Source organism: Nocardia pseudovaccinii (assembly GCF_050942345.1).
Lineage (GTDB): Bacteria > Actinomycetota > Actinomycetes > Mycobacteriales > Mycobacteriaceae > Nocardia > Nocardia pseudovaccinii.
In genome coordinates this window covers 7038214-7057982 of sequence record NZ_CP192074.1, presented here as the reverse complement: position 1 = coordinate 7057982, position 19769 = coordinate 7038214, and the positions used below count along the sequence as shown (strand labels likewise).

Genomic DNA, 19769 nt, shown 5'->3' with positions numbered 1-19769 from the left:
CCAATGAATGTGCGGTGATCGAGCTCTCTAGGTAGGTCATGAACAGCACGTTCAGCTCTCGGCTCGGTCTGTTGCGCGGCAATCGCATCATGCTGATCTGGGCGGTGCTCGGTGTGATCGGGGCGCTCACCGCGACAGGTCTGCTCGTGACCGGACGCTCCGCCGACGCGGGCGAAATGCGTACCGCGCGTACGATTTCCGATTCGACGACACCGGGATTCGCGGGCGCCCTACCCGACTCGGCGAATCCGATCGGCGACGCCGCGCCTCCGGTCGCCTTCGCGCCGTTGGCGGGTTTGTCACCGGCCGGGATGCCGGTGGCGTCGAGCCGCGCGGTGCAGGCGCTGGCCGATCATCCGCTCTTCGCCCAGCACGTCGGACTCGGCAGGGTCGATTGCAAATTGCCCGCCTGGCATGACGATCCGGAGACGGCGCGGGCCTTTTATCGGTCCGCGATCGCCTGCCTGGACGCGTCATGGGAACCGACACTGCGCGGCGCCGGACTGCCGTTCCATCCGCCGCGGCTGCTCGCCCCCACCGAATCCCGTGAGGTGGCCAGCCAATGCGTGCAGCGACTGCGCAACGGCCCGACAACCTTCTACTGCGCCCTCGACGAAACCCTGGTTCTGCCGTACGACGCCATGCGGCCATTGTCCAGCGGCTCGCGTCGCGGCGCCCAATTGGCCGTCCTCAGTACCGAATACGGCCACCACGTGCAGAACCTGATCGGCGTCATGCAGGCCTACAACGAGAAACGTGCGACCGTCGGCAAGGAAACCACCGCCGGTCGCGAGCAGAGCCGCCGCATGGAACTGCAGGCCCGCTGCTTCTCCGGCATGTTCCTCGGCACCAACTTCGGTCGCGCCGATATCGATGAACAAACCTGGACCGAAGCCTCCCACACCGTCCAGAGCGGCCACGCCACCCGCGATCCCCGCATGCAAGGCACCGAGGAAAACGTGTGGGGCTGGTGGAAATGGGGCTCCGACAAAGGCGACACCTGGGAGTGCAACACCTGGTACAGCTCCCCGGCCCACGTGGAATGAGTGCGTTCTTCGATCAGCGGTGCGCTTCGGTCAGCACCTCGACGACGGCCGCGGTATCCAGGTAGAAGGGCCGGATCTCGGCGATCAGCCCGTCGCGGAATGTCATCAGCTGCATTACCGAGGTCTCCAGCATCCGGCCGGTGGCACGGGCCAGCATGCGGCCGCGGTTGTAGATGACCACCGCGTCGCCGTCCACCACGAATCGCTGCTCGAGGAACTCCAGCGAGGCCCAGGTCCGGCTCATTGCCGCCATGAAGTTCTCGATGCCGTCGGGGCCGTGCCATTCGCCGCCGTAGGGGAGGTGCTCGGCCTGATACATGACGACATCGGGGGCCAAGCAGGCGGCCATCGCATCGAAGTTCGCGCCCTCGGTGATGTAGGCGGCTTCGGCGGCGAAGAAGTTCTGCAGTGCTGCGCGGGTTGTGGTCACCGGGAAATCATGGTCGCCGCGGCGTACCGCCTCCGGCGGAAATCGGACGGCTCGCTGGACTCGCACAACAAGGGGGTGCCGCGGCTGTGGATTGTCGGTGGGGCTCCCTAGACTCTTGCACGTGACCCCAGCGACTACTGATCAGCGTTCCAGCGTCGTGCCTACGGCAGCCAGTGATGCGGGTGGTGAGCGGCCGACGTTGTTGCTGTTGGACGGGCATTCGATTGCCTATCGCGCGTTCTTCGCGCTGCCCGCGGAGAACTTCAAGACGGTCACCGGGCAGACCACGAATGCGGTGTACGGATTCACCGCGATGCTGATCAATCTGTTGCGGGACGAGAAGCCGACGCATATCGCGGCCGCTTTCGACGTCAGCCGCAAGACCTTCCGTACCGAGGCGTATCCGGAGTACAAGGCGGGCCGCAATGCCACGCCCGATGAGTTCCGCGGTCAGGTCGAACTCACCAAGGATGTGCTCGGCGCCATGGGTATCCCGGTGATGGCGATCGACGGTTTCGAGGCCGACGACCTGATCGCCACTATCGCGACCCAGGCCGTTGGCGAGGGTTTCCGCGTTCTGATCGTCTCCGGTGACCGTGATGCCATCCAGTTGGTCAGCGATGAGGTCACACTGCTCTACCCGCGCAAGGGCGTCTCCGATCTCACCCGGTTCACCCCGGATGAGGTGATGGCCAAATATCAGCTCACCCCGGCCCAGTACCCGGATTACGCGGCCCTGCGCGGCGACCCGAGCGACAACCTGCCCGGCATTCCGGGCGTCGGGGAGAAGACCGCCGCCAAGTGGATTCGCGAGTACGGCGATCTGACCACCCTCGTCGACAAGGTGGACGAGGTGAAGGGCAAGGTCGGCGACGCACTGCGCGCCAACCTCAGCAGTGTCGTGCTCAACCGCCAGCTCACCGAGATGGTCCGCGACGTTCCGCTGCCCTACACCCCCGATCAGCTGGCCCAGCAGCCGTGGGATCGCAACAAGATCCACCAGCTCTTCGACGACCTGGAGTTCCGGGTGCTGCGCGACCGGCTCTTCGAAACCCTCGCCCCGCCGGAGCCCGAGGCCGAATCCGGCTTCGAGATCAGCGGCGGCGCGCTCGAGGTCGGCGCGGTCACCGGGTGGCTCGCCGAACACGCGAAAGTCGGTGTCCGACACGGTATTTCGGCGGTCGGCACGAGTGCCCCAGGTAATGGTGACGCGCGCGCGCTCGCCATCGCCGCCGCGGACGGCGAGAGCGGCTACATCGATGTCGCCGTGCTGACCCCGGAAGACGAAGCCGCGCTCGGCGCTTGGCTGGCCGATCCGGCCGTGCCGAAGGCCCTGCACGAGGCCAAGGCCGCCATGCACGCGCTGCGTGGTCGCGGCTGGACCCTGGCCGGTCTCACCAGCGATACCGCCCTGGCCGCCTACCTGGTCCGCCCCGGTCAGCGCAGCTTCAACCTCGATGATCTCTCGCTGCGCTACCTGCACCGCGAACTGCGCGCCGAAACCGACGAGACCCCGCAGCTGTCTCTGCTCGACGATGCCGACACCGTGGACGCCGAGCTGGCGCAGACCGAAATGCTGCGCGCGAGGGCGGTTCTCGACCTGGCCGAGGCGCTCGACGGCGAACTGCGCCAGATCGAATCCAGCGCACTGCTCGACGATATGGAACTGCCGCTGCTCAGCGTGCTCGCCGAATTGGAGAACGCCGGTATCGCGGTCGATATCGAGCAGCTCGAGAACCTGCAGCGCCAATTCGCCGATAAGGTCGCCGATGCGGCCAACGCCGCCTATGGCGTGATCGGCAAGCAGATCAACCTCGGCTCCCCCAAACAGCTGCAGGTGGTGCTCTTCGACGAACTCGATATGCCGAAGACCAAGCGCACCAAGACCGGCTACACCACCGACGCCGATGCGCTGGAGTCGCTGTTCGAGAAGACCGAGCATCCGTTCCTGCGGCATCTGCTCGAGCACCGCGACGCCACCCGGCTCAAGGTCACCGTGGACGGTCTGCTCAAATCCGTCGCCGACGACGGCCGCATCCACACCACCTTCAACCAGACCATCGCCGCCACCGGCCGACTGTCCTCGACCGAGCCGAATCTGCAGAACATCCCGATCCGCACCGACACCGGCCGCCAGATCCGCGATACCTTCGTGGTCGGCCCGGGCTACCAGTCGCTGATGACCGCGGATTACAGCCAGATCGAAATGCGCATCATGGCCCACCTTTCCGGTGACGAGGGCCTGATCGAGGCCTTCAACTCCGGCGAGGATCTGCACACCTTCGTCGCCTCCAAGGCCTTCGACATCCCGCTGTCGGAGGTGACGCCCGAGATGCGCCGCCGGATCAAGGCGATGTCCTACGGTCTCGCGTACGGCCTTAGCTCCTATGGCCTTTCGACGCAGCTGAAGATCAGCACGCAGGAGGCCAAGGAGCAGATGGAGGTCTACTTCGACCGCTTCGGCGGCATTCGCGACTACCTCTACGAGGTCGTCGAACAGGCACGCAAGGTCGGCTATACCGAAACCCTCTTCGGCCGCCGCCGCTACCTGCCCGATCTGGATTCCAGTAACCGCCAGCGCCGCGAGGCCGCCGAACGCATGGCCCTCAACGCGCCCATCCAGGGCACCGCCGCCGACATCATCAAGGTCGCGATGATCAACGTGCACAAGGCGATCAAGGAAGCAGGTCTGCGCTCGCGCATGCTGCTGCAGATCCACGACGAACTGGTCTTCGAGGTCGCCGAGGGGGAGAAGGACACCCTGGACGCACTGGCCCGCGAACAGATGTCCTCGGCGATCACGCTGTCGGTCCCGTTGGACGTCTCAGTCGGCACCGGCCGCAGTTGGGACTCCGCCGCGCACTGAGCGTTGGGGCGCGGCACGCCGGAAATCCGGTGTGCCGCACCGTAACTCAGTGCCCGGCCGCCAGCAATTTGTACTGCGCGGCGGCCTGCTGATAGAGATCCTGGACCTGGGACGCTCCGACGTTTCCCACGTAGCGGTCAAAGGCGATGTAGCACTGATAGTCGGCGGACAGATCGACGACGACCGGATCGTCCAGCTTCTTCAAACATTTCGCATCGGGCAATCCGGGCGGCGGATCGATGACCGCGAAACTGTCGGTCGCCTGGTCGACGAATCCCGCGACGAGTCGAGCCGCCGCCGCGGCGTCGGCGGTTCGATAGACACCCGAATCGTCCAGCGCGAACGCATCGACCTTCGTATCGGTGAACAGCCGACTGGTCAGGTCCGATCGACCGTGCACATGCAGGGCGGCATGCGGGGTGTAGACACCGGGCGTCCAATTGATCGCCGCCTTACTCGGGATGGTTCGCCCGAGCAGTCCATCGACATCGACGGGGAGCTCCGCCAGCTTGTCGGGCGGTGTCGGCCGGTAGTCGCGCAACATCTCGAACTGCTTATCCAGGACCCGCTTGGTGAATTCGGCGAGCGGCACAGGGTCGGGCGGTGTGGCGAGCGGATTATTGGTCCAGATCCGCAGCAGGTATTCGCCTCTGGTCAGCCAGGTGGTCAGCGAATCCAGTTCGCTGACCCGGGTACGGGCTTGCGGGTAGCCGGGGATGGTCGCTGTCGCCTTGGACGGATACTCCTTGTCGTCCTCGGCGGCCAGATAGTTCATCGCCGCGCTGGCTTGATCGGCAGTCGAGAAGCGCAGAATAGCCATCTCCACACTCGAGCCGAGCGAAAACTCCTGGCGGCGCTGCGCGTAGGTGCCGAATCCAGCGATCAATCCCGGCACCGGCCCGAAGAATTCCTCGACATTGCCGACACCGCTATTGGCTGGCGGCGGATGCTTCTGCGTGAAGGCCCGATTGCCGCTTCTGGTGATATTGAAGACCATTCGACTATCGACGTCCATCAGCAGCGGCACGTGTTCGCCGAGGCTCAGTGCCTCCTGAATCGCACCCTGCTCCTCGGACTGCTCGATCGTGCGCGGGGTGGTCGGGTAGTTGCCCGAGTCGAGTTTCGAGATATCGACGGCGGGTGGTGCCGTCGATCCCGATTCCCCACAGCCGCTGGTAATCGTGAGCGCCGCGACCAGCAGCACACCGCCGAATGCGATCCGTGCGGACTTCATCGGCTGCTCACCCGTTCTTGGCCAGGATCGAATACTGGGCGGCGGCACGCTGATAGAAGGCCGCTTCCGGGGTATTACCGCTGAACGCGGCATTCGCGCCGATAACCGCGACGTAGCGGCCATAGACCATGGCGCACAGGTACTTATCGTTGCGAATGGGCTCGGCCTCGTCGAGTTCGATGCACCGAGCATCGGTCACGCCGGGGGGATTGGTGACCTCCTCGTCGTTTTTGCCGAGCACCGTGAGTGCGGTCTGCAGGCGGAAGGCGGCGGCGAGATCCCTTGTCCGATAGACAGTTCCGTCGTTCTGCCCGACCAGATCGACACCCGCGTCGGCGAATACCTTCGTCGCGACCGCGGCGTCACGCTCGAAATGCAGTTGTCCGGCCGCACTGTAGATGCCGATGTTTTCTTCTCGCAGGAAGATGCCGGGCGATCCCTTCGCCGTGCGCAGCGCCAGGCTCATGATCCGGTCGGTATCGAGCGGCAGATCCAGGATGTCATCGACCGGTGTCGGATTCAGCTCCGTGAGCCGCGCGTCCTGCAGTTGCAGCATCTTTTTCAATGGCGTGGCAATCGCATTCGGATCCGGTTTCGGCACGGTCACCATGCTGAGCACAACGTACGGGCCACGCCAGGCATACACCCAGCCCTTGGCATCGGTGACCGAGGATGCCGTTGCGTTCGCGACGCCGTCCAGTGCGATGCTGTGGCGGCCGGGCAGGGAATTCGCACTGTCCTGGTCGAATTCGGTCGCCGCTGCGCGGGCGGCGGCATCGCTCGGGAATCGCATGATCGAGATCGTCATGAACTTCCGGTTGCGCAGATCGCCATTGGACCGCGTGGTCAGCGCACCGCCGATGAGATGGTTGCGTTCGGCGATCGGCGCATAGCTCTCCGGGAATTCGCCGGTAATACTGCGGAAGCTGCTCTGGTCGATGACCCGCACCGCCTCCAGCAACTTCATCTCCGGATCGATCTGGTAGGGCGAGACGAGATAGCCCATCATGCGGCGGGACTCGATATGGAAGACCTGGGTGTTGTAACTGATCTTCGGCCGGTAGACCTGCGGTGCGGACTGGTACGGCCCGGTATTGAGAGCAGTCAGGTTCGCCGGGGTCATGCCGGGCTCGGCCTGTCCGGAAATCGCTGAGCCACAACCGGTTACACCGATCGCCAGGGTCACGGCGGCAACCAGCGCACATCCGGCTCGAGCCAAGACCGATACCGACATCAACGTCCCCCGGGACAGCTTTCCGATGGTGCGGATACTACGTCAGACCGCCGGATCGTTCACGTTCGAATGATCACTGCTCGCGCCGCGCCAGTCTCGCCGATCCCGCTCGCAGATCGATCTCATCGTGTGGCGGCGCTCCATCGGACTTATCTTCTTTATGCATCAGTGCCGTCTGTCGCTGCTCGAACTCGTAATGCTTCGAACCTTGAAAGGTCGCGGCAACCTGTTCGAATCCGGTTGCGGCGACCGGCGTGTGCTTGCGGTGCTTGAACCACGGCAGTATCCGACTGCCGGTGAGCCGATTCCACAGCACCTCGACGAATGCGAGTCCGATCAGCAGGATGGCCAATCCGGGAATGGTCATGGCGACAAGGGCACCCATGTGACCGAAAGTACCGCCCCGGCGACGGCTTGCCATCCGTCCTCGGTGCTATGCCTCTGAGCTGCGCGAATGGTACTCGTGAGTAGGCGCGACGGGACAAGAAATGTGGTTGCTATTGCGTCGAGATCGACCTATTCTGGTCGGCGTGCCGAATCCCGTCGACCGCCACAGCGCCGCGCTCCATGTCGCAGACCGCGACAGCGCAGTGCTAATTCCGCTTACCGCGATGGTGGCAACCCGGCGACTTCTCGTAGTAACCCGCCGTAGCGGGGTCTGATTCGGACCGGCCCCCTCGCTGCGGGCTACTGATTACTTACTGCTGGTCCCCTCTGTCAATTGAGAAGACAATCCTCGGGAAGACCTCCGCACAAATGACCATCCTGACTCTTGACCCCAACATGTTCATCGCCGCCGCCCCCAAGGCGCTGCGCGCCGAATGCGCCGATCTGACACCCGCGCAATTCCACCACCGCTATTGCGAGCACGCCGGCCCGATTCGGGTCGGCGACTGGTCGCCCGCGGGCAATCGGAGCGCGGAATTCACGGCCACCCTGGAATTCGCCGACCACCTGCGCACGGTGATCGCCACCGGCAGCCCGGTCGCCGCGATGACCTCGGCCCTCTACGACGAGGGCTATCCGGTCGAAATCCTGCAATTCCACCAGCGCCGCACCGCTGCGGGCACCGCGACGTTCGTGCAGTGCGAATGCAATGGCAGGCGCGGCTGGGGTGCGGCCCTGGCCGACGACGGCGCCGAATCGACGGTCCGCGCCATGATCGCGGGCGTCAATAAGCTGGGCGCCTGAGCGTACGAAAACGCAACGGGCCGTTCACATTCCGCGGAATGCGAACGGCCCGTCGGCGCGGTTTACTGACCGGGCTGCTGCTCGGCGAGTTGCTTGCGCACCTCGTCCATATCCAGCGCTTTCACCTGGGTGACCAGATCCTCCAGCGCGGCGGGCGGCAGGGCGCCCGGCTGCGCGAAGACCAGCACACCCTCGCGGAACGCCATGATGGTCGGAATCGAGCGGATGTTGGCGGCGGCGGCCAAGCCCTGTTCGGCCTCGGTGTCGACCTTGCCGTGCACGACATCGGGATGCTTGTCCGAGGAGGCCTCGAAGGTGGGTGCGAAGCTCTTGCACGGACCGCACCAGTCGGCCCAGAAATCGACGAGTACCACGTCGTTTCCTGTGACGATCTCATCGAAATTCTGTTGGTTCAGCGTCTGGGTGGCCATGACGTCCTCTCGTGTCGATTGTCGCCAGCTATAACGTCCGGCGCGGTACATATCTTCCGGCGGTGCCGCTATCTTCCTCGGGCGACCGGCCACTCGCGCCGTTGATCGCCGTCCCAACGCCGGATACCCACGACTGTCGCGGGAAAATCACGGTCCCTGGCGACGGCGTGGATCGCCTCGCCCAAATGCTGCGTCGGCACCCGTCTGGCCAGGGTGATATGCGGCGTCCACTCGTCGGGTTGCACATTCGACGGTATGCCGGGACACGGCGAAACGACGGCGAAAATACGACGCTGCAGTGCGAGCAGGTGTTCGGAGGGCACTACCGACCGAACCAGGATCGGATGGCGCGCACCGAAGACCAGCACGCCGCCCAGTCGTATCGGAATCGGCCGGAAGCTGAGTTGGTCCAGTGCGTGATCGATGCGCGGCCAGATCTGCCTGGCCACCGCGACTGTGATATGCGGCCGGTTGGTTTCGGCATGCTTGCCGGCCAAACTCGGAATGCCCGCGTCGGCGAGCAACTGCCACTGCCGCCGGATCTCCGCATCGGCCACATCGTCCAATAACAATTCGACCGACTGCACCATAGTTCACGAGAGGTTAGCCGCCCGCGCGGCCCGATGGGCGGCGAACACGCGGCCCAGTTGTCGGCGTACGAACCGTCTCGCGGGAGGATGGCCAGGTGAACCGTGATACGTCGCCCATGCGACTCGGCCTCATCGAAGGTGACGGCATCGGCCCCGAGGTGGTCCGCGCCACCCGCGCGGTGGTCGACGAAGCGCTCGCCGCAGCCGGTGCGGCCTCGGTCGACTGGGTTGGGTTGCCGATGGGCAGGCACGCCATCGCGGAATTCGGCAATCCGCTGCCGGAGCAGACCCTCGCGGCACTCGACGAACTCGATGCCTGGATCCTCGGCCCGCACGACAATGCCGCCTATCCGCCCGAACATCGAATCGCGCCCGGCGGCGCCATCCGCAAACGCTTCGGCCTCTACGCGAATATCCGCCCCGCCCGTGCCTTCGCCGGAGTCAAGGCGAGCGCTCCCGATATCGACCTGGTGATCGTCCGGGAGAACAGCGAGGGGTTCTACGCCGACCGCAATATGTTCGCCGGGTCGGGAGAGTTCCGGCCCACCCCCGACGTGGCGATGGCGGTCGGCTTGATCACCCGGCAGGCCTGCGAGCGGATCGCGCACGATGCCTTCCGGCTCGCGGCCGCGCGACGCAAGCGGGTCACCATCGTGCACAAGGCCAATGTTCTGCCCATGACCATGGGCCTGTTCCGCGACGTCTGCTATGACGTCGCCCACGCCTATCCGGGCGTCGAGGTCGACGACGAACACGTCGACGCGGTCGCCGCCCATCTGGTCCGCGCCGCCCACGACTACGACGTGGTGGTGACCGAGAACCTCTTCGGCGATATCCTTTCCGATCTCGCGGGTGAGCTGAGCGGCTCGCTCGGCATCGCCGCATCGCTCAACTGCTCGGCGACCAAGGCGATGGCACAGGCGGTGCACGGCGCCGCGCCGACACTGGCCGGACACAACCGCGCAAACCCGGCGGCGCTCCAACTCTCGGCGGCAATGTTGTTGCACTGGCTGGGAATTCGCGACAACAACCGCGCGATGTCGAACGCGGGTGAACGCATCGAACGCGCCGTCGCTGGCGCGTTCGCCGCGGGCATTGCCACCGCCGACCTGGGCGGTCTCGCCTCGACGAGCGAATTCACCGAGCAGGTCTGCGCCAGGGTGCACCGGCGCTGACCCGCACCGGCGGGGCGACCGGGAACCCAACTCGTTCGAACATCGGACCGTCCGGTAGGGTCCACCGCCGGTACCTGAGTGTTTGCTGTGCCCGGAGTGTTCCGCACAGAACGGATAATCTTCCGTTACTGTCCAGCACGAAACGCCACGATCGCTTAGATTGCCAAACGGGTGGTGACACCCGGGTTTCTCGAATCCGAAATGTGGAGGGCTGCTGTGTCTGTTCGATCGGTTCTTGGCAGGCGCGCCCTGCAAGCGATGTGCGTACTAGCCGGTGGTGCACTGGTGTTGACGGGCTGTAGTAACTCCGAAGACAACTCGCCCGCGGTGGCAAAGGTACAGGGTATCGACAAGCTCGACACGGCCGCCGCACTGCTCCCGGACAAGATCAAGCAGTCGGGCAAGCTCGTCGTCGGAGTCAATATCCCCTATCAGCCCAACGAGTACAAGGATCCGAGCGGCAAGATCGTCGGCTTCGATGTCGACCTGATGGACGCGGTCGCCGCGACCCTCGGCCTGAAGGCCGAATACCTCGAGTCCTCCTTCGAGAAGATCATTCCCGCGATCCAGGCGGGCACCTACGACGTCGGCATGTCCTCCATCACCGACTCGAAGGAACGCGAACAGAGCGTCGACTTCACCACCTACTTCAACGCGGGCAGCCAGTGGGCGCAGCAGACGGGTAAGCCGATCGACCCGGACAATGCCTGCGGTAAGCGGGTCGCCGTGCAGGCCACCACGGTTCAGGACACCGACGAGATTCCGGCGCGCAGCAAGAAGTGTGAAGAGGCGGGCAAGCCCGCCATCGATAAGAAGCCATTCGACGAGCAGAGCGCGGCGACCAACGCGCTGGTGCTCGGCCAGGTCGACGCGATGTCGGCGGATTCGCCGGTGACCGCGTACGCGATCAAGAAGAGCGACGGCAAGATCGAGGCGGCGGGCAAGGTCTTCGATTCCGCACCCTACGGTTGGGCCATCCCCAAGGGGTCGGCGCTCGGCAAGGCGCTGCAGGCGGCCGTCCAGCACCTGATCGACAATGGCAAGTACCTCGAGATCACCAAGAACTGGGGTGTGCAGGAAGGCGCGATCACCAAGTCGGTCATCAACGGCGCCGCGGGCTGATCGATGTCGTCATCCGAAACCACGTCGGCGCCCGGCGACAACACCGGGCCCGGCGGGCCGATCGACGCGGCAGAACCGGAGCCGATCAAGGCCGTTCCATTACGTAGGCCGGGCCGCATGATCGCCGCGGCGATCATCCTCGCCCTGCTCGGGTTGTTCATCTACGGCGCGGCCACCAATCCCGCGTACGGATGGGGAACCTATCGAAAGTATTTGTTCGACAGCCGGATCGCCTCCGGCGCGGCGGTCACCCTCGAGCTGACTGTGCTCGCGATGGCGATCGCCATCGTGCTCGGCGCGTTGCTCGCGGTGATGCGGCTGTCGCCGAATCCGGTGTTGCGCGCCGTGGCGTGGGTGTATCTCTGGATCTTCCGTGGCACACCGGTTTTCGTGCAGTTGGTTTTCTGGGGTCTGTTCCCGTCGCTGTACAAGTCGATCCAGCTCGGTGTGCCGTTCGGGCCCGAGTTCGTGCGGATCGACGTGCAGGGGCTGCAGGCCGCGTTCGCCTTCGCGGTGATCGGCCTCGCACTGAACGAAGCCGCGTACATGGCCGAAATCGTCCGTGCCGGAATCAATTCCGTCGGCGAGGGGCAGCGCGAGGCCTCGACGGCGCTCGGCATGTCGTGGTCGCAGACCATGCGCAGGACCGTGCTGCCGCAGGCCATGCGGGTGATCATCCCGCCCACCGGCAATGAGCTGATCGGAATGCTCAAGACCACCGCGCTCGTCACCGCGATCCCGTTGAGCACCGACCTGTACGGCCGGGCCCGGGATATCTACGGCGTGAACTTCCAGCCGATTCCATTGCTATTGGTCACCGCCACTTGGTATCTCGCGGTCACCAGCGTGCTGATGATCGGGCAGTACTACCTGGAGCGCTACTACTCGCGGGGCGCCTCGCGGCAGCTGACCGCCAAGCAGCTGCAGGAACTGGCCGACGCTCAGACGATTGTGAAGGCGAAATGAGCGCAGACAAGGTAGAGCCCGCAGGCGTACAGCCGATGATCCGTGCGGATCGGGTGTGCAAGAACTTCGGTGCGCTGCAGGTGCTCAAGGGCATTTCGCTCGAGGTCGGGCGTGGCGATGTGCTCTGCATGATCGGGCCGTCGGGTTCGGGTAAGTCGACCTTCCTGCGCTGTATCAACCACCTCGAGCAGGTGAATGCGGGTCGGCTCTATGTCGACGGCGATCTGATCGGCTATCGCGAAAAGGGCGGCAAACTCTACGAATTGCACCCGCGCGATGCGGCCAAGCAGCGCCGCGATATCGGCATGGTGTTCCAGCATTTCAACCTGTTCCCACATCGGACGGCGCTGGAGAACATCGTCGAAGCGCCTATCCAGGTGAAGGGCATCCGCAAGGCGGACGCGACGGCTCGTGCGCTCGAGTTGCTGGACCGAGTCGGCATGGGGGACAAGGCGAATGCCTATCCGGCCCAGCTCTCCGGCGGCCAGCAGCAGCGCGTCGCGATCGCCCGTGCGCTGGCGATGGATCCCAAGCTGATGCTCTTCGACGAGCCCACCTCGGCGCTGGATCCGGAATTGGTCGGCGAGGTGCTCGGGGTCATGCGCGAACTCGCCGCCGACGGTATGACCATGGTGGTCGTGACCCACGAAATGGGTTTCGCCCGTGAGGTTGCCGACCAACTGGTGTTCATGGACGGCGGTGTGGTCGTGGAGGCGGGTAATCCGCGCGAGGTGCTCGCCGACCCGAAACATGAACGTACCAAGGCGTTCCTGTCGCGGTTGCTCTGAATTCAGCGGCTGCCCAAAGCGATACGGAGTTGTCCGAGTAGGACTTTCGCGGCCGGACTGCCCGGGCGATCGCGCCGCCACGCCAGCGCGAGTTGTCCGCGCAGCTCCGGATCGGTGATCGGCAGCACCCGCACCCCGAATGCCGCGGCCTCCTCGGCGCTCAGCGCGGGCACCACCGCGATGCCGAGGCCACGGGCGGCGAGTCGCAGCAATAGCGGGGGAGCAGCGGCCTCGAATGCGATATCGGGTTCGAATCCCGCTGCGGCACAGGCGCGATCGAAGACACCCCGGATGCCGGTGCCGCGCGGTAGACAGATCAGCGGGTGCTCACGCAACTCGTCGAGCGTGATCGATGCACGTTTCTTACCGCCCAGCGCGACCGCCGCGACCACCGGCGTATCGAGCACAACATCTGTGCCGATATCGGCGCCGATCTCCGCACCGGTCAATCCGACCAGGGCGATATCCAGCTCGCCGCTGCGCACCGCCGCGAGCATCCGTTCAGAGGTGTCCTCGGTCAGGCTGATGCCGACCTGCGGGTGATCGTCGTGAAAGTCCGCGAGCACCGAGGCGATATCGAATTCCTCATCGCCCGCGCCGGAGATACAGCCGAGGCGGACGTGTCCGCGCAGTAGTCCGGTGAATTCGTCCACCGTCGTGGTAATCCGCTCGGCCGCCGCCAGCGCGGCCCTGGCATGCGGCAGCACCGCCGCGCCCACCTCGGTCAAGCTCACCGAGCGGCCGCCGCGATCCAGAAGTTGTTGTCCCAGTTCGTGTTCGAGCTGGCGGATCTGGGCGCTGAGTCCGGGTTGAGCCAGGTGTAATCGGGCGGCGGCGCGGGTGAAGTTGGCCTCCTCGACCACGGTCACGAAGTAGCGGAGTTGGCGCAGTTCCATAACTATTGATTATAGATCCAAGCAGAACTATCTGTTGTACTTCTGACTCAGCACGCGGCATTGTCTAAGGCATGGGAAACACCGCAGAGATCATCGACACCTTCACCGGCCCGGTCTTCCGCCCCGGTGACGCCGGATTCGTCGAAGAGATCGCTGGCTTCCAGGCCGCTTACCACCACCGCCCCGCACTGGTCGTCGGCGCGGTGCACACAGAGGATGTGCGCGGTGCGGTGGAATACGCCGCGCGCCACGGACTTCCGGTTGCGGTCCAGGCCACCGGGCACGGACTCTCGGTCGCGGCCGACGGCGGTGTGCTGATCAACACCCGCCGGATGACCGATATCCGGATCGACCCGCGGGCGCGCACCGCCCGTGTCGGCGCCGGAGTGCGGGCGGGCGCGCTGGTCGAGGCCGCCGCACCGTACGGGCTGGCGCCGCTGAACGGGTCCTCGCCGTCGGTCGGGGTCGTCGGCTACAGCCTCGGCGGCGGATTGGGCCTGCTGGCACGGCAATTCGGTTACGCCGCCGAATATGTGCGGGTCATCGAGATCGTCACGGCGGACGGTCGAGTCCGCACGCTGACCCCCGGCGACGAACTCTTCGGCGCGGTGCTCGGCAGCGGTGGCAACTTCGGCGTGGTGACCGCGCTGGAACTGGAACTCGTGCCGGTCGCGACCGTCTACGGCGGTCAGTTGGTCTTCGATACCCCACTGGTCGAACAGGCCTTGGAAGCCTGGAAGGACTGGACCGCGACGCTGCCCGACGAGGTGACCTCGACGGTGACCGTGATGACCTTCCCGCCCATTCCGCAGATTCCGGAACCGCTGCGCGGGCGCTATGTCGCGTCGATACGGATCGCCTACAACGGATCCGCCGCGGACGGCGAGCTTCTGGTCGCGCCGTTGCGCGCGGTCGGGGATCGTTTGAAGGACGATTTGCGGCTCATGCCGTACACCGAATCGCACACCATCCACAGTGATCCGGACCACCCGCATGCCTACGCCGCCACCAACGCCTTGCTCGGTGAGCTCACCGGAGAAACGTTGTCGGCCTTGCTCACTGCCACCGGACCCGAATCGACGATTCAAGCGGTGGTCGATATCCGGCACCTCGGCGGTGCGCTCGGCAGGCGTGGTCCTGCGGGGATTGCCGTGGACAACCGGGATGCCGAGTACATCGTTCGCGTCATCACCATGCCCGGGCCCGATGCGGGTGACGCCGCGCCCGAGGATCATGCGGTGGTTCGCACGGCACTCGCGCCGTGGACCGTCGGCCACAGCCTGAACTTCCTCTACGGTGCGGGTGCCGCGGCCGACGAGGCGCAGACCCGAGGTGGCTACGCGCCGGACACCTATGCCCGGCTGGCCGCGCTGAAGGCGAAGTACGACTCCCGCAACATGTTCCGCTTCAACCGCAACATCACACCTGCGAACTGATCGCCGCGACCGCCCTATCGCCGGACGCGGCCTGGTGCTATCTTCGTGATATCACTTTGATACTCGGAGGATGTCATGAAGCTTCGGTCGGCGTTCCACGTCAACGGCTTTCTCGTGCTGGTGTCGTGGTTTGTCCTCACGCTCCTGATCGGTGGCGGCGCCATTGCCGGATACGCCGTGGCCGCGCACAACGACAATGTGCTCGCCCTCGTGGGCGCGGTCATCGCGACCGTGGTCGTGGTCGTGCTCCTGCTGCTGGCCACCGGGCTCACCGTGGTGAATCCCAACGAGGCCAAGGTCGTTCAGTTCTTCGGCCGCTACATCGGCTCGCTGAGCGAACCCGGCTTCTACTCGGTGGTGCCGCTCACCGACCGGCGCAGCATCTCGCTGAAGGTGCGTAACTTCGAAACCCAGAAGCTCAAGGTCAACGATGCCGACGGCAATCCGGTGGAGATCGCCGCCGTCGTGGTCTACCGGGTGGTCGACAGCTTCAAGGCCGCCTTCTCGGTCGACGACTACGAGGAGTACGTGGAGACCCAGTCCGAGGCAGCGGTGCGGCATCTGGCCACGACGCACCCCTACGACGCGCACGACCAGAACACCACCAGCCTGCGCGACGGCGCCGAGGTGGCCGAGGAATTGACCATCGAATTGCGCGACCGCACCGATCTGGCGGGCATCGAGGTCATCGAGGCCAGGATCACTCACCTCGCCTACGCGCCGGAGATCGCCCAGGCCATGCTCGTTCGGCAGCAGGCGGCCCAAGTGGTCGCCGCGCGCACCCGCATTGTCGAGGGCGCGGTGGGTATGGTCCGCCTCGCGCTGGACCGGCTCGCCGAACAGGGCGTCGTCGAACTCGACGAGGAACGCAAGGCCGCGATGGTCTCGAACCTGCTGGTCGTGCTCTGCGGTGATCGCGCCACCCAACCCGTCGTCAATACCGGCTCGCTCTACTCCTGAGTCGCCTCATGGCCGAGCGCAAGAAGATCCTGCTACGCCTGGACCCGGCGATACACGAGGCGGTTGCCCAATGGGCCGCCGACGACCTGCGCAGTATCAATGCTCAGATCGAGTACGCACTGCGCCTCGCGTTGAAACAGGCGGGCCGAAGCCCGAAGGCGAAACCGGCCGAGGAGTAGCCGGAATAAGCTCTGCCGCAACGATGCCGAATGCCCCACGGGTATTCGGCATCGTCGGTATTCGGTCCGACGATGTATCAGCGCGCGAGTTCGCCGAGGAGTTTCAGACTGTCGGTGTACAGCGCGTGTTGCGCGTCGCGGTCATAGGACGCCTTCGACGACGGTTTCGCGGTGCGGCCCACGAAATACCGGCCGGACACCTCGTCGAGCGACGGATCCGTGACCAGCCACGCGAGGTCCTCGCCGGATCGGCGCGGTGTATTGACACCGGGCAATAGCACCAGACCCCGAGCGACCGTGCGCCACAACAGTTGTGCCGCCGACCCGGCATCCCTGGCGAGTCCGGTGCCCGGCATCAGTCCGGGATCGAAGGCATTCACCGTGATGCCGCGCGCCTCGAACTGCCGCGCCAATTCGTAGGTGGTCTGCAGGTTCGCCAACTTCGACGTGCTGTAGCGGCGACGGCCGTCGCGCTGCGCGGATTCGGTCGACTCGGGTGGGTAGGCGAGTGCGCGGACATTGGTATCCAGCGGATCGGGCATGCCGGTGAACTGATCCGGATTGTGCGTGCCCGAGCTGACGAAGACGATGCGCGCGGGCGCGATCAGGTCGTCGAGCAGTGCTTGGACCAGTGCGACGTGTCCGAGATGGTTGACGCCGAAGGTGGCCTCGATGCCGTCCTCGGTGTAGCTGCGGCGGGTGAATTGCAGTCCGGCATTGCACACCAGCGCATGCAACGGGGGCAGTCCGCTCCTGCGGAATTCGTCGGCGAAATGGGCGACGGAGGCGAGTGCGCCGAGGTCGAGTGTTGCCGCACGCGCGCCGATCGCGGCGGCCTCCGTCCGGGCCCGGTCGGCGTCGCGCCCGGTCACGACGACCGTCCATCGTGGATCGGCGGCGAGCGCCCTCGCGCATTCACGGCCGAGTCCGCCGGTGCCGCCGGTGATCACAACAGTTCTGTCACTTGTTGTCATATGGCAGAGTCTGCCATATGGCGCGCTGTGCGACAATATTCCGATGTCATTGCGGGATCGGAAAAAGGAGCGGACCAGGCGAGCGATCGCCGATGCCGCGCTGCGATTGTTCGTCGAGCGCGGGTATGACGCCGTGACCGTCGCGGATATCGCCGCCGAGGCCGAAGTCGGGACGCGCACCCTGCACCGCTACTACGCGAGCAAGGACGAATTGCTGTTCGCCGAGGACGACGAGCATCGCGCGGAGCTGGCTCGGCTATTGGCCGACCGTCCGGCGGACGAATCGCCGGAGGAAACCATGGCAGCGGTCATCGGACCGCTGGTCGAGCGTTTCGCCGACCGCATCGCGGACGCGCGTGCCCGAGATGGGCTGATCGCGGGCAATCCGGCACTGCAGGCCCGCGAGCTGGCCAAGCGAAATGCGGTCGAATCCCTTGTCGCCGAACACCTTGCGCGCCGATTGGGCGTAGCGTCGGGCACCGATGTGCGGCCCCTGCTGTGGGCCAAAGTCGGCATGGCCTGTTTCTTCGCGGGCTACGAGATCTGGCTGCACACCGGCGGCGACCTCGGCTCGCACATCGGCGACGCGCGAACCGCATTGCTCGAGGAATTTCGTTCGGCCGGTATCTGACCCGGCACTTCAGGCGATGCCGAGTCCGCAGTAGCGTGATCGCGTGCCAATTTCGTTCGACACCAGTGGATTACAGCAGCTCGACAGCAACGCGTGGCGGGACCCCGCCACGGGCGACATTGTCCAGTTGAGTTACTTCGATCTGGTACCAGATCTGCCCGCGCCACTGACGGACCTGGCTACGCTGCGCCGCGGGCTCGCCGAGATGCATGCCGAAAGCGGTTGTCTCATCGAGGCTTTCGTCGTCGGTATCGATTCGCAGCCCGCGCTGCTGCGGCTGCAGAAGATGCGACAGCCGGGTCAGCCGACGGGCCTGGTCTTCGCCGCCTCGCTCACCGTGCCGAAAGCGAATTGCAGTGCGGTGCTACAGATCCTCTGCCCGGAGACCGGCACCACCGGAATCCGTGAGGCGGTACTCGCACTGGAAATCGGCTTCGACAATATGTACCCGCCCCATCCGTACGCACCCGGTCTGCAAGGCGCGCTGCCCTACAACATGGCCGATGACCTGCGCTGGGACGAGCGCTTCCCCGATCATCCGCTCTCGCGTGCCCGCCGCTGGGTGGCGTATACCTGCCCCGCCGCCCGTCTCGATCCGAATTTCGCGGCCCTCCCGGCGTTCTGAGAAATCAGACGGCGGCCGGTTTGTGGGTGACGAAGATGGCGGTGCCGGGGAACAACTCACCCCGCAGCGGACTCCACTGTCCCCACTCCCGCTCGAGCCATTCCGGCCAGTCCGGTTCGACGATGTCATCGAGCACCAGCCCCGAGGCGACGATCTCGCGCACCCGATCCCCGATGGTGCGGTGGTGTTCGACGTAGGTCGGCGCGCCGTCGCTGTCGACCTCTACATACGGCGTGCGGTCGAAATAGGGGATCGAGGCGGTCAGACCGGCGGGTCCGGGGTCGTCCGGAAATATCCAGCGCATCGGATGGTTCACCGAGAACACCCAGCGACCGCCCGGCCGCAACACTCGCGCAACCTCGCGCATCACCAGTTCGGAGTCCGCGACGAACGGGACCGCGCCGAAGGACGAACACGCCAGATCGAAGGATTCATCCGCGAACGGCAATGCCTCCGCCCCGGCCTGCACCAATGGCACCCGCGGTCCGCCGCGCGCCATCGCGGCGAGTCCGCGCGTGAGCATCCCCATGGACAGATCGAGCCCGACCGGCTGTGCCCCCTGCCCGGCCAGCCAGCGCGAACACGGTGCGGATCCGCATCCGATCTCCAGGATCTGCTTACCGGCGACCTCGCCGAGGAAATGCATATCGCCCTCGTGTAAGCCCTCCGGGCACCAGATGAATTCGCCCTCGGGCGAGTCGACGCCGAGAAAGTCGGCGTGGGTTTCGTGATACTGGTCCGCATCGGCATCCCACCAGCGCCGACTGGCCTGCTGACTGGCGGCCGAGCCGATTCTGGTCCGCGCGGTCGCGGTGGTCCCTAGCAGTGCATTTGCCTGCGCATGGCGATCTTCCGACACGCCGTCAGACTATCCCGGCGTGGCGTCGGGACCGGTTTGCCCGGCTGGACCAAGGTCGCGTACGCTGAACGCGCGAGTGTCTTGGGTACTGCCCGTACCGGTGTCATTGCAGTAACAATCTGCGGGGGCAACTGTA

21 protein-coding genes are annotated in these 19769 nt (G+C 65.3%); 12 read left to right on the top strand and 9 right to left on the bottom strand.

All coding sequences use genetic code 11. The features are described 5' to 3' along the window. The first annotated feature begins 38 nt into the window (after positions 1–38). Positions 39–1046: a neutral zinc metallopeptidase gene (locus tag ACQPZ2_RS31760; RefSeq protein ID WP_433521818.1), complete on the top strand. Its 1008-nt coding sequence runs from the start codon at positions 39–41 to the stop codon at positions 1044–1046. Positions 1047–1059: 13 nt separating this feature from the next. Here the strand turns inward: ACQPZ2_RS31760 and ACQPZ2_RS31755 are convergent, their stop codons facing one another. Then, complete coding sequence (locus ACQPZ2_RS31755) at positions 1060–1476, bottom strand: nuclear transport factor 2 family protein (protein ID WP_433521817.1); 417 nt, start codon at positions 1474–1476, stop codon at positions 1060–1062. Positions 1477–1597: 121 nt separating this feature from the next. On the opposite strand from ACQPZ2_RS31755, the gene polA reads away from it, so the two are divergent. Then, positions 1598–4342, top strand: coding sequence for a DNA polymerase I (gene polA, locus ACQPZ2_RS31750; protein WP_433521816.1), 2745 nt, complete (start codon positions 1598–1600; stop codon positions 4340–4342). Positions 4343–4388: 46 nt separating this feature from the next. Here the strand turns inward: polA and ACQPZ2_RS31745 are convergent, their stop codons facing one another. From ACQPZ2_RS31745 to ACQPZ2_RS31735, 3 genes are all read right to left on the bottom strand, one after another. Then, positions 4389–5576: a DUF7373 family lipoprotein gene (locus tag ACQPZ2_RS31745; protein WP_433521815.1), complete on the bottom strand. Its 1188-nt coding sequence runs from the start codon at positions 5574–5576 to the stop codon at positions 4389–4391. A 7-nt stretch (positions 5577–5583) separates the two neighbouring features. After that, complete coding sequence (locus ACQPZ2_RS31740; RefSeq protein WP_433521814.1) at positions 5584–6810, bottom strand: DUF7373 family lipoprotein; 1227 nt, start codon at positions 6808–6810, stop codon at positions 5584–5586. Positions 6811–6883: 73 nt separating this feature from the next. Continuing rightward, positions 6884–7195 (bottom strand): DUF6191 domain-containing protein, encoded by a 312-nt coding sequence (locus ACQPZ2_RS31735; protein WP_433521813.1) that lies wholly within the window; start codon positions 7193–7195, stop codon positions 6884–6886. A gap of 371 nt (positions 7196–7566) precedes the next feature. On the opposite strand from ACQPZ2_RS31735, the gene ACQPZ2_RS31730 reads away from it, so the two are divergent. After that, positions 7567–8001, top strand: coding sequence for a 2-keto-3-deoxygluconate kinase (locus ACQPZ2_RS31730; RefSeq protein ID WP_433521812.1), 435 nt, complete (start codon positions 7567–7569; stop codon positions 7999–8001). A gap of 62 nt (positions 8002–8063) precedes the next feature. Here the strand turns inward: ACQPZ2_RS31730 and trxA are convergent, their stop codons facing one another. After that, a complete protein-coding gene (gene trxA, locus ACQPZ2_RS31725; RefSeq protein ID WP_433521811.1) occupies positions 8064–8432 on the bottom strand; it encodes a thioredoxin in 369 nt (122 codons plus the stop codon). Positions 8433–8500: 68 nt separating this feature from the next. Beyond that, complete coding sequence (locus ACQPZ2_RS31720; RefSeq protein ID WP_433521810.1) at positions 8501–9022, bottom strand: 2'-5' RNA ligase family protein; 522 nt, start codon at positions 9020–9022, stop codon at positions 8501–8503. 116 nt (positions 9023–9138) lie between these two features. Between ACQPZ2_RS31720 and ACQPZ2_RS31715 the strand changes: the two genes are divergently transcribed. The 4 genes from ACQPZ2_RS31715 to ACQPZ2_RS31700 all read left to right on the top strand — a co-directional run bounded on the left by ACQPZ2_RS31715 (position 9139) and on the right by ACQPZ2_RS31700 (position 13073). Further along, positions 9139–10197 carry an isocitrate/isopropylmalate dehydrogenase family protein gene (locus ACQPZ2_RS31715; RefSeq protein WP_433527573.1) on the top strand — a complete coding sequence of 353 codons (1059 nt, stop codon included), beginning with the start codon at positions 9139–9141 and terminating at the stop codon, positions 10195–10197. A gap of 201 nt (positions 10198–10398) precedes the next feature. Further along, complete coding sequence (locus tag ACQPZ2_RS31710; RefSeq protein ID WP_084508984.1) at positions 10399–11319, top strand: ABC transporter substrate-binding protein; 921 nt, start codon at positions 10399–10401, stop codon at positions 11317–11319. Between the two features lie 3 nt (positions 11320–11322). After that, the gene (locus tag ACQPZ2_RS31705; protein WP_084508983.1) at positions 11323–12285 is read left to right on the top strand and encodes an amino acid ABC transporter permease; all 963 of its coding nucleotides are present in this window, start codon (positions 11323–11325) and stop codon (positions 12283–12285) included. A gap of 35 nt (positions 12286–12320) precedes the next feature. Next, the gene (locus ACQPZ2_RS31700) at positions 12321–13073 is read left to right on the top strand and encodes an amino acid ABC transporter ATP-binding protein (protein WP_433527572.1); all 753 of its coding nucleotides are present in this window, start codon (positions 12321–12323) and stop codon (positions 13071–13073) included. A 2-nt stretch (positions 13074–13075) separates the two neighbouring features. Here the strand turns inward: ACQPZ2_RS31700 and ACQPZ2_RS31695 are convergent, their stop codons facing one another. Then, positions 13076–13969 carry a LysR family transcriptional regulator gene (locus ACQPZ2_RS31695; protein WP_433521809.1) on the bottom strand — a complete coding sequence of 298 codons (894 nt, stop codon included), beginning with the start codon at positions 13967–13969 and terminating at the stop codon, positions 13076–13078. Positions 13970–14040: 71 nt separating this feature from the next. Between ACQPZ2_RS31695 and ACQPZ2_RS31690 the strand changes: the two genes are divergently transcribed. The 3 genes from ACQPZ2_RS31690 (at position 14041) to ACQPZ2_RS31680 (ending at position 16544) form a co-directional block, all read left to right on the top strand. Continuing rightward, on the top strand, positions 14041–15405 hold the full coding sequence (locus ACQPZ2_RS31690) for an FAD-binding oxidoreductase (RefSeq protein ID WP_433521808.1): 1365 nt from the start codon (positions 14041–14043) through the stop codon (positions 15403–15405). A gap of 75 nt (positions 15406–15480) precedes the next feature. After that, the gene (locus ACQPZ2_RS31685) at positions 15481–16365 is read left to right on the top strand and encodes an SPFH domain-containing protein (RefSeq protein ID WP_433521807.1); all 885 of its coding nucleotides are present in this window, start codon (positions 15481–15483) and stop codon (positions 16363–16365) included. Positions 16366–16373: 8 nt separating this feature from the next. Then, positions 16374–16544, top strand: coding sequence for a toxin-antitoxin system HicB family antitoxin (locus ACQPZ2_RS31680; protein WP_157124548.1), 171 nt, complete (start codon positions 16374–16376; stop codon positions 16542–16544). Positions 16545–16621: 77 nt separating this feature from the next. Here the strand turns inward: ACQPZ2_RS31680 and ACQPZ2_RS31675 are convergent, their stop codons facing one another. Then, positions 16622–17518 carry an SDR family NAD(P)-dependent oxidoreductase gene (locus ACQPZ2_RS31675; RefSeq protein ID WP_433521806.1) on the bottom strand — a complete coding sequence of 299 codons (897 nt, stop codon included), beginning with the start codon at positions 17516–17518 and terminating at the stop codon, positions 16622–16624. A 43-nt stretch (positions 17519–17561) separates the two neighbouring features. Here ACQPZ2_RS31675 and ACQPZ2_RS31670 point away from each other — a divergent pair, with 43 nt between their 5' ends. Both ACQPZ2_RS31670 and ACQPZ2_RS31665 read left to right on the top strand, forming a co-directional pair. After that, the gene (locus tag ACQPZ2_RS31670; RefSeq protein WP_433521805.1) at positions 17562–18149 is read left to right on the top strand and encodes a TetR/AcrR family transcriptional regulator; all 588 of its coding nucleotides are present in this window, start codon (positions 17562–17564) and stop codon (positions 18147–18149) included. 43 nt (positions 18150–18192) lie between these two features. Further along, positions 18193–18774 (top strand): hypothetical protein, encoded by a 582-nt coding sequence (locus tag ACQPZ2_RS31665; protein ID WP_433521804.1) that lies wholly within the window; start codon positions 18193–18195, stop codon positions 18772–18774. 4 nt (positions 18775–18778) lie between these two features. Here ACQPZ2_RS31665 and ACQPZ2_RS31660 read toward each other — a convergent pair whose 3' ends face one another. Next, entirely contained in the window at positions 18779–19633 is an 855-nt protein-coding gene (locus ACQPZ2_RS31660; RefSeq protein ID WP_433521803.1) for a class I SAM-dependent methyltransferase, read from the bottom strand. Positions 19634–19769: the final 136 nt, after the last annotated feature.

Excerpts from the sequence above, each read along its gene's own strand:
- ACQPZ2_RS31760 (WP_433521818.1), top strand. The coding sequence starts at position 39 with ATGAACAGCACGTTCAGCTCTCGGCTCGGTCTGTTGCGCGGCAATCGC.
- ACQPZ2_RS31745 (WP_433521815.1), bottom strand. The coding sequence starts at position 5,576 with ATGAAGTCCGCACGGATCGCATTCGGCGGTGTGCTGCTGGTCGCGGCG.
- ACQPZ2_RS31740 (WP_433521814.1), bottom strand. The coding sequence starts at position 6,810 with ATGTCGGTATCGGTCTTGGCTCGAGCCGGATGTGCGCTGGTTGCCGCC.
- ACQPZ2_RS31735 (WP_433521813.1), bottom strand. The coding sequence starts at position 7,195 with ATGGGTGCCCTTGTCGCCATGACCATTCCCGGATTGGCCATCCTGCTG.
- ACQPZ2_RS31730 (WP_433521812.1), top strand. The coding sequence starts at position 7,567 with ATGACCATCCTGACTCTTGACCCCAACATGTTCATCGCCGCCGCCCCC.
- trxA (WP_433521811.1), bottom strand. The coding sequence starts at position 8,432 with ATGGCCACCCAGACGCTGAACCAACAGAATTTCGATGAGATCGTCACA.
- ACQPZ2_RS31720 (WP_433521810.1), bottom strand. The coding sequence starts at position 9,022 with ATGGTGCAGTCGGTCGAATTGTTATTGGACGATGTGGCCGATGCGGAG.
- ACQPZ2_RS31715 (WP_433527573.1), top strand. The coding sequence starts at position 9,139 with ATGCGACTCGGCCTCATCGAAGGTGACGGCATCGGCCCCGAGGTGGTC.
- ACQPZ2_RS31710 (WP_084508984.1), top strand. The coding sequence starts at position 10,399 with ATGTGGAGGGCTGCTGTGTCTGTTCGATCGGTTCTTGGCAGGCGCGCC.
- ACQPZ2_RS31705 (WP_084508983.1), top strand. The coding sequence starts at position 11,323 with ATGTCGTCATCCGAAACCACGTCGGCGCCCGGCGACAACACCGGGCCC.
- ACQPZ2_RS31700 (WP_433527572.1), top strand. The coding sequence starts at position 12,321 with ATGATCCGTGCGGATCGGGTGTGCAAGAACTTCGGTGCGCTGCAGGTG.
- ACQPZ2_RS31695 (WP_433521809.1), bottom strand. The coding sequence starts at position 13,969 with ATGGAACTGCGCCAACTCCGCTACTTCGTGACCGTGGTCGAGGAGGCC.
- ACQPZ2_RS31690 (WP_433521808.1), top strand. The coding sequence starts at position 14,041 with ATGGGAAACACCGCAGAGATCATCGACACCTTCACCGGCCCGGTCTTC.
- ACQPZ2_RS31685 (WP_433521807.1), top strand. The coding sequence starts at position 15,481 with ATGAAGCTTCGGTCGGCGTTCCACGTCAACGGCTTTCTCGTGCTGGTG.
- ACQPZ2_RS31680 (WP_157124548.1), top strand. The coding sequence starts at position 16,374 with ATGGCCGAGCGCAAGAAGATCCTGCTACGCCTGGACCCGGCGATACAC.
- ACQPZ2_RS31675 (WP_433521806.1), bottom strand. The coding sequence starts at position 17,518 with ATGACAACAAGTGACAGAACTGTTGTGATCACCGGCGGCACCGGCGGA.
- ACQPZ2_RS31670 (WP_433521805.1), top strand. The coding sequence starts at position 17,562 with ATGTCATTGCGGGATCGGAAAAAGGAGCGGACCAGGCGAGCGATCGCC.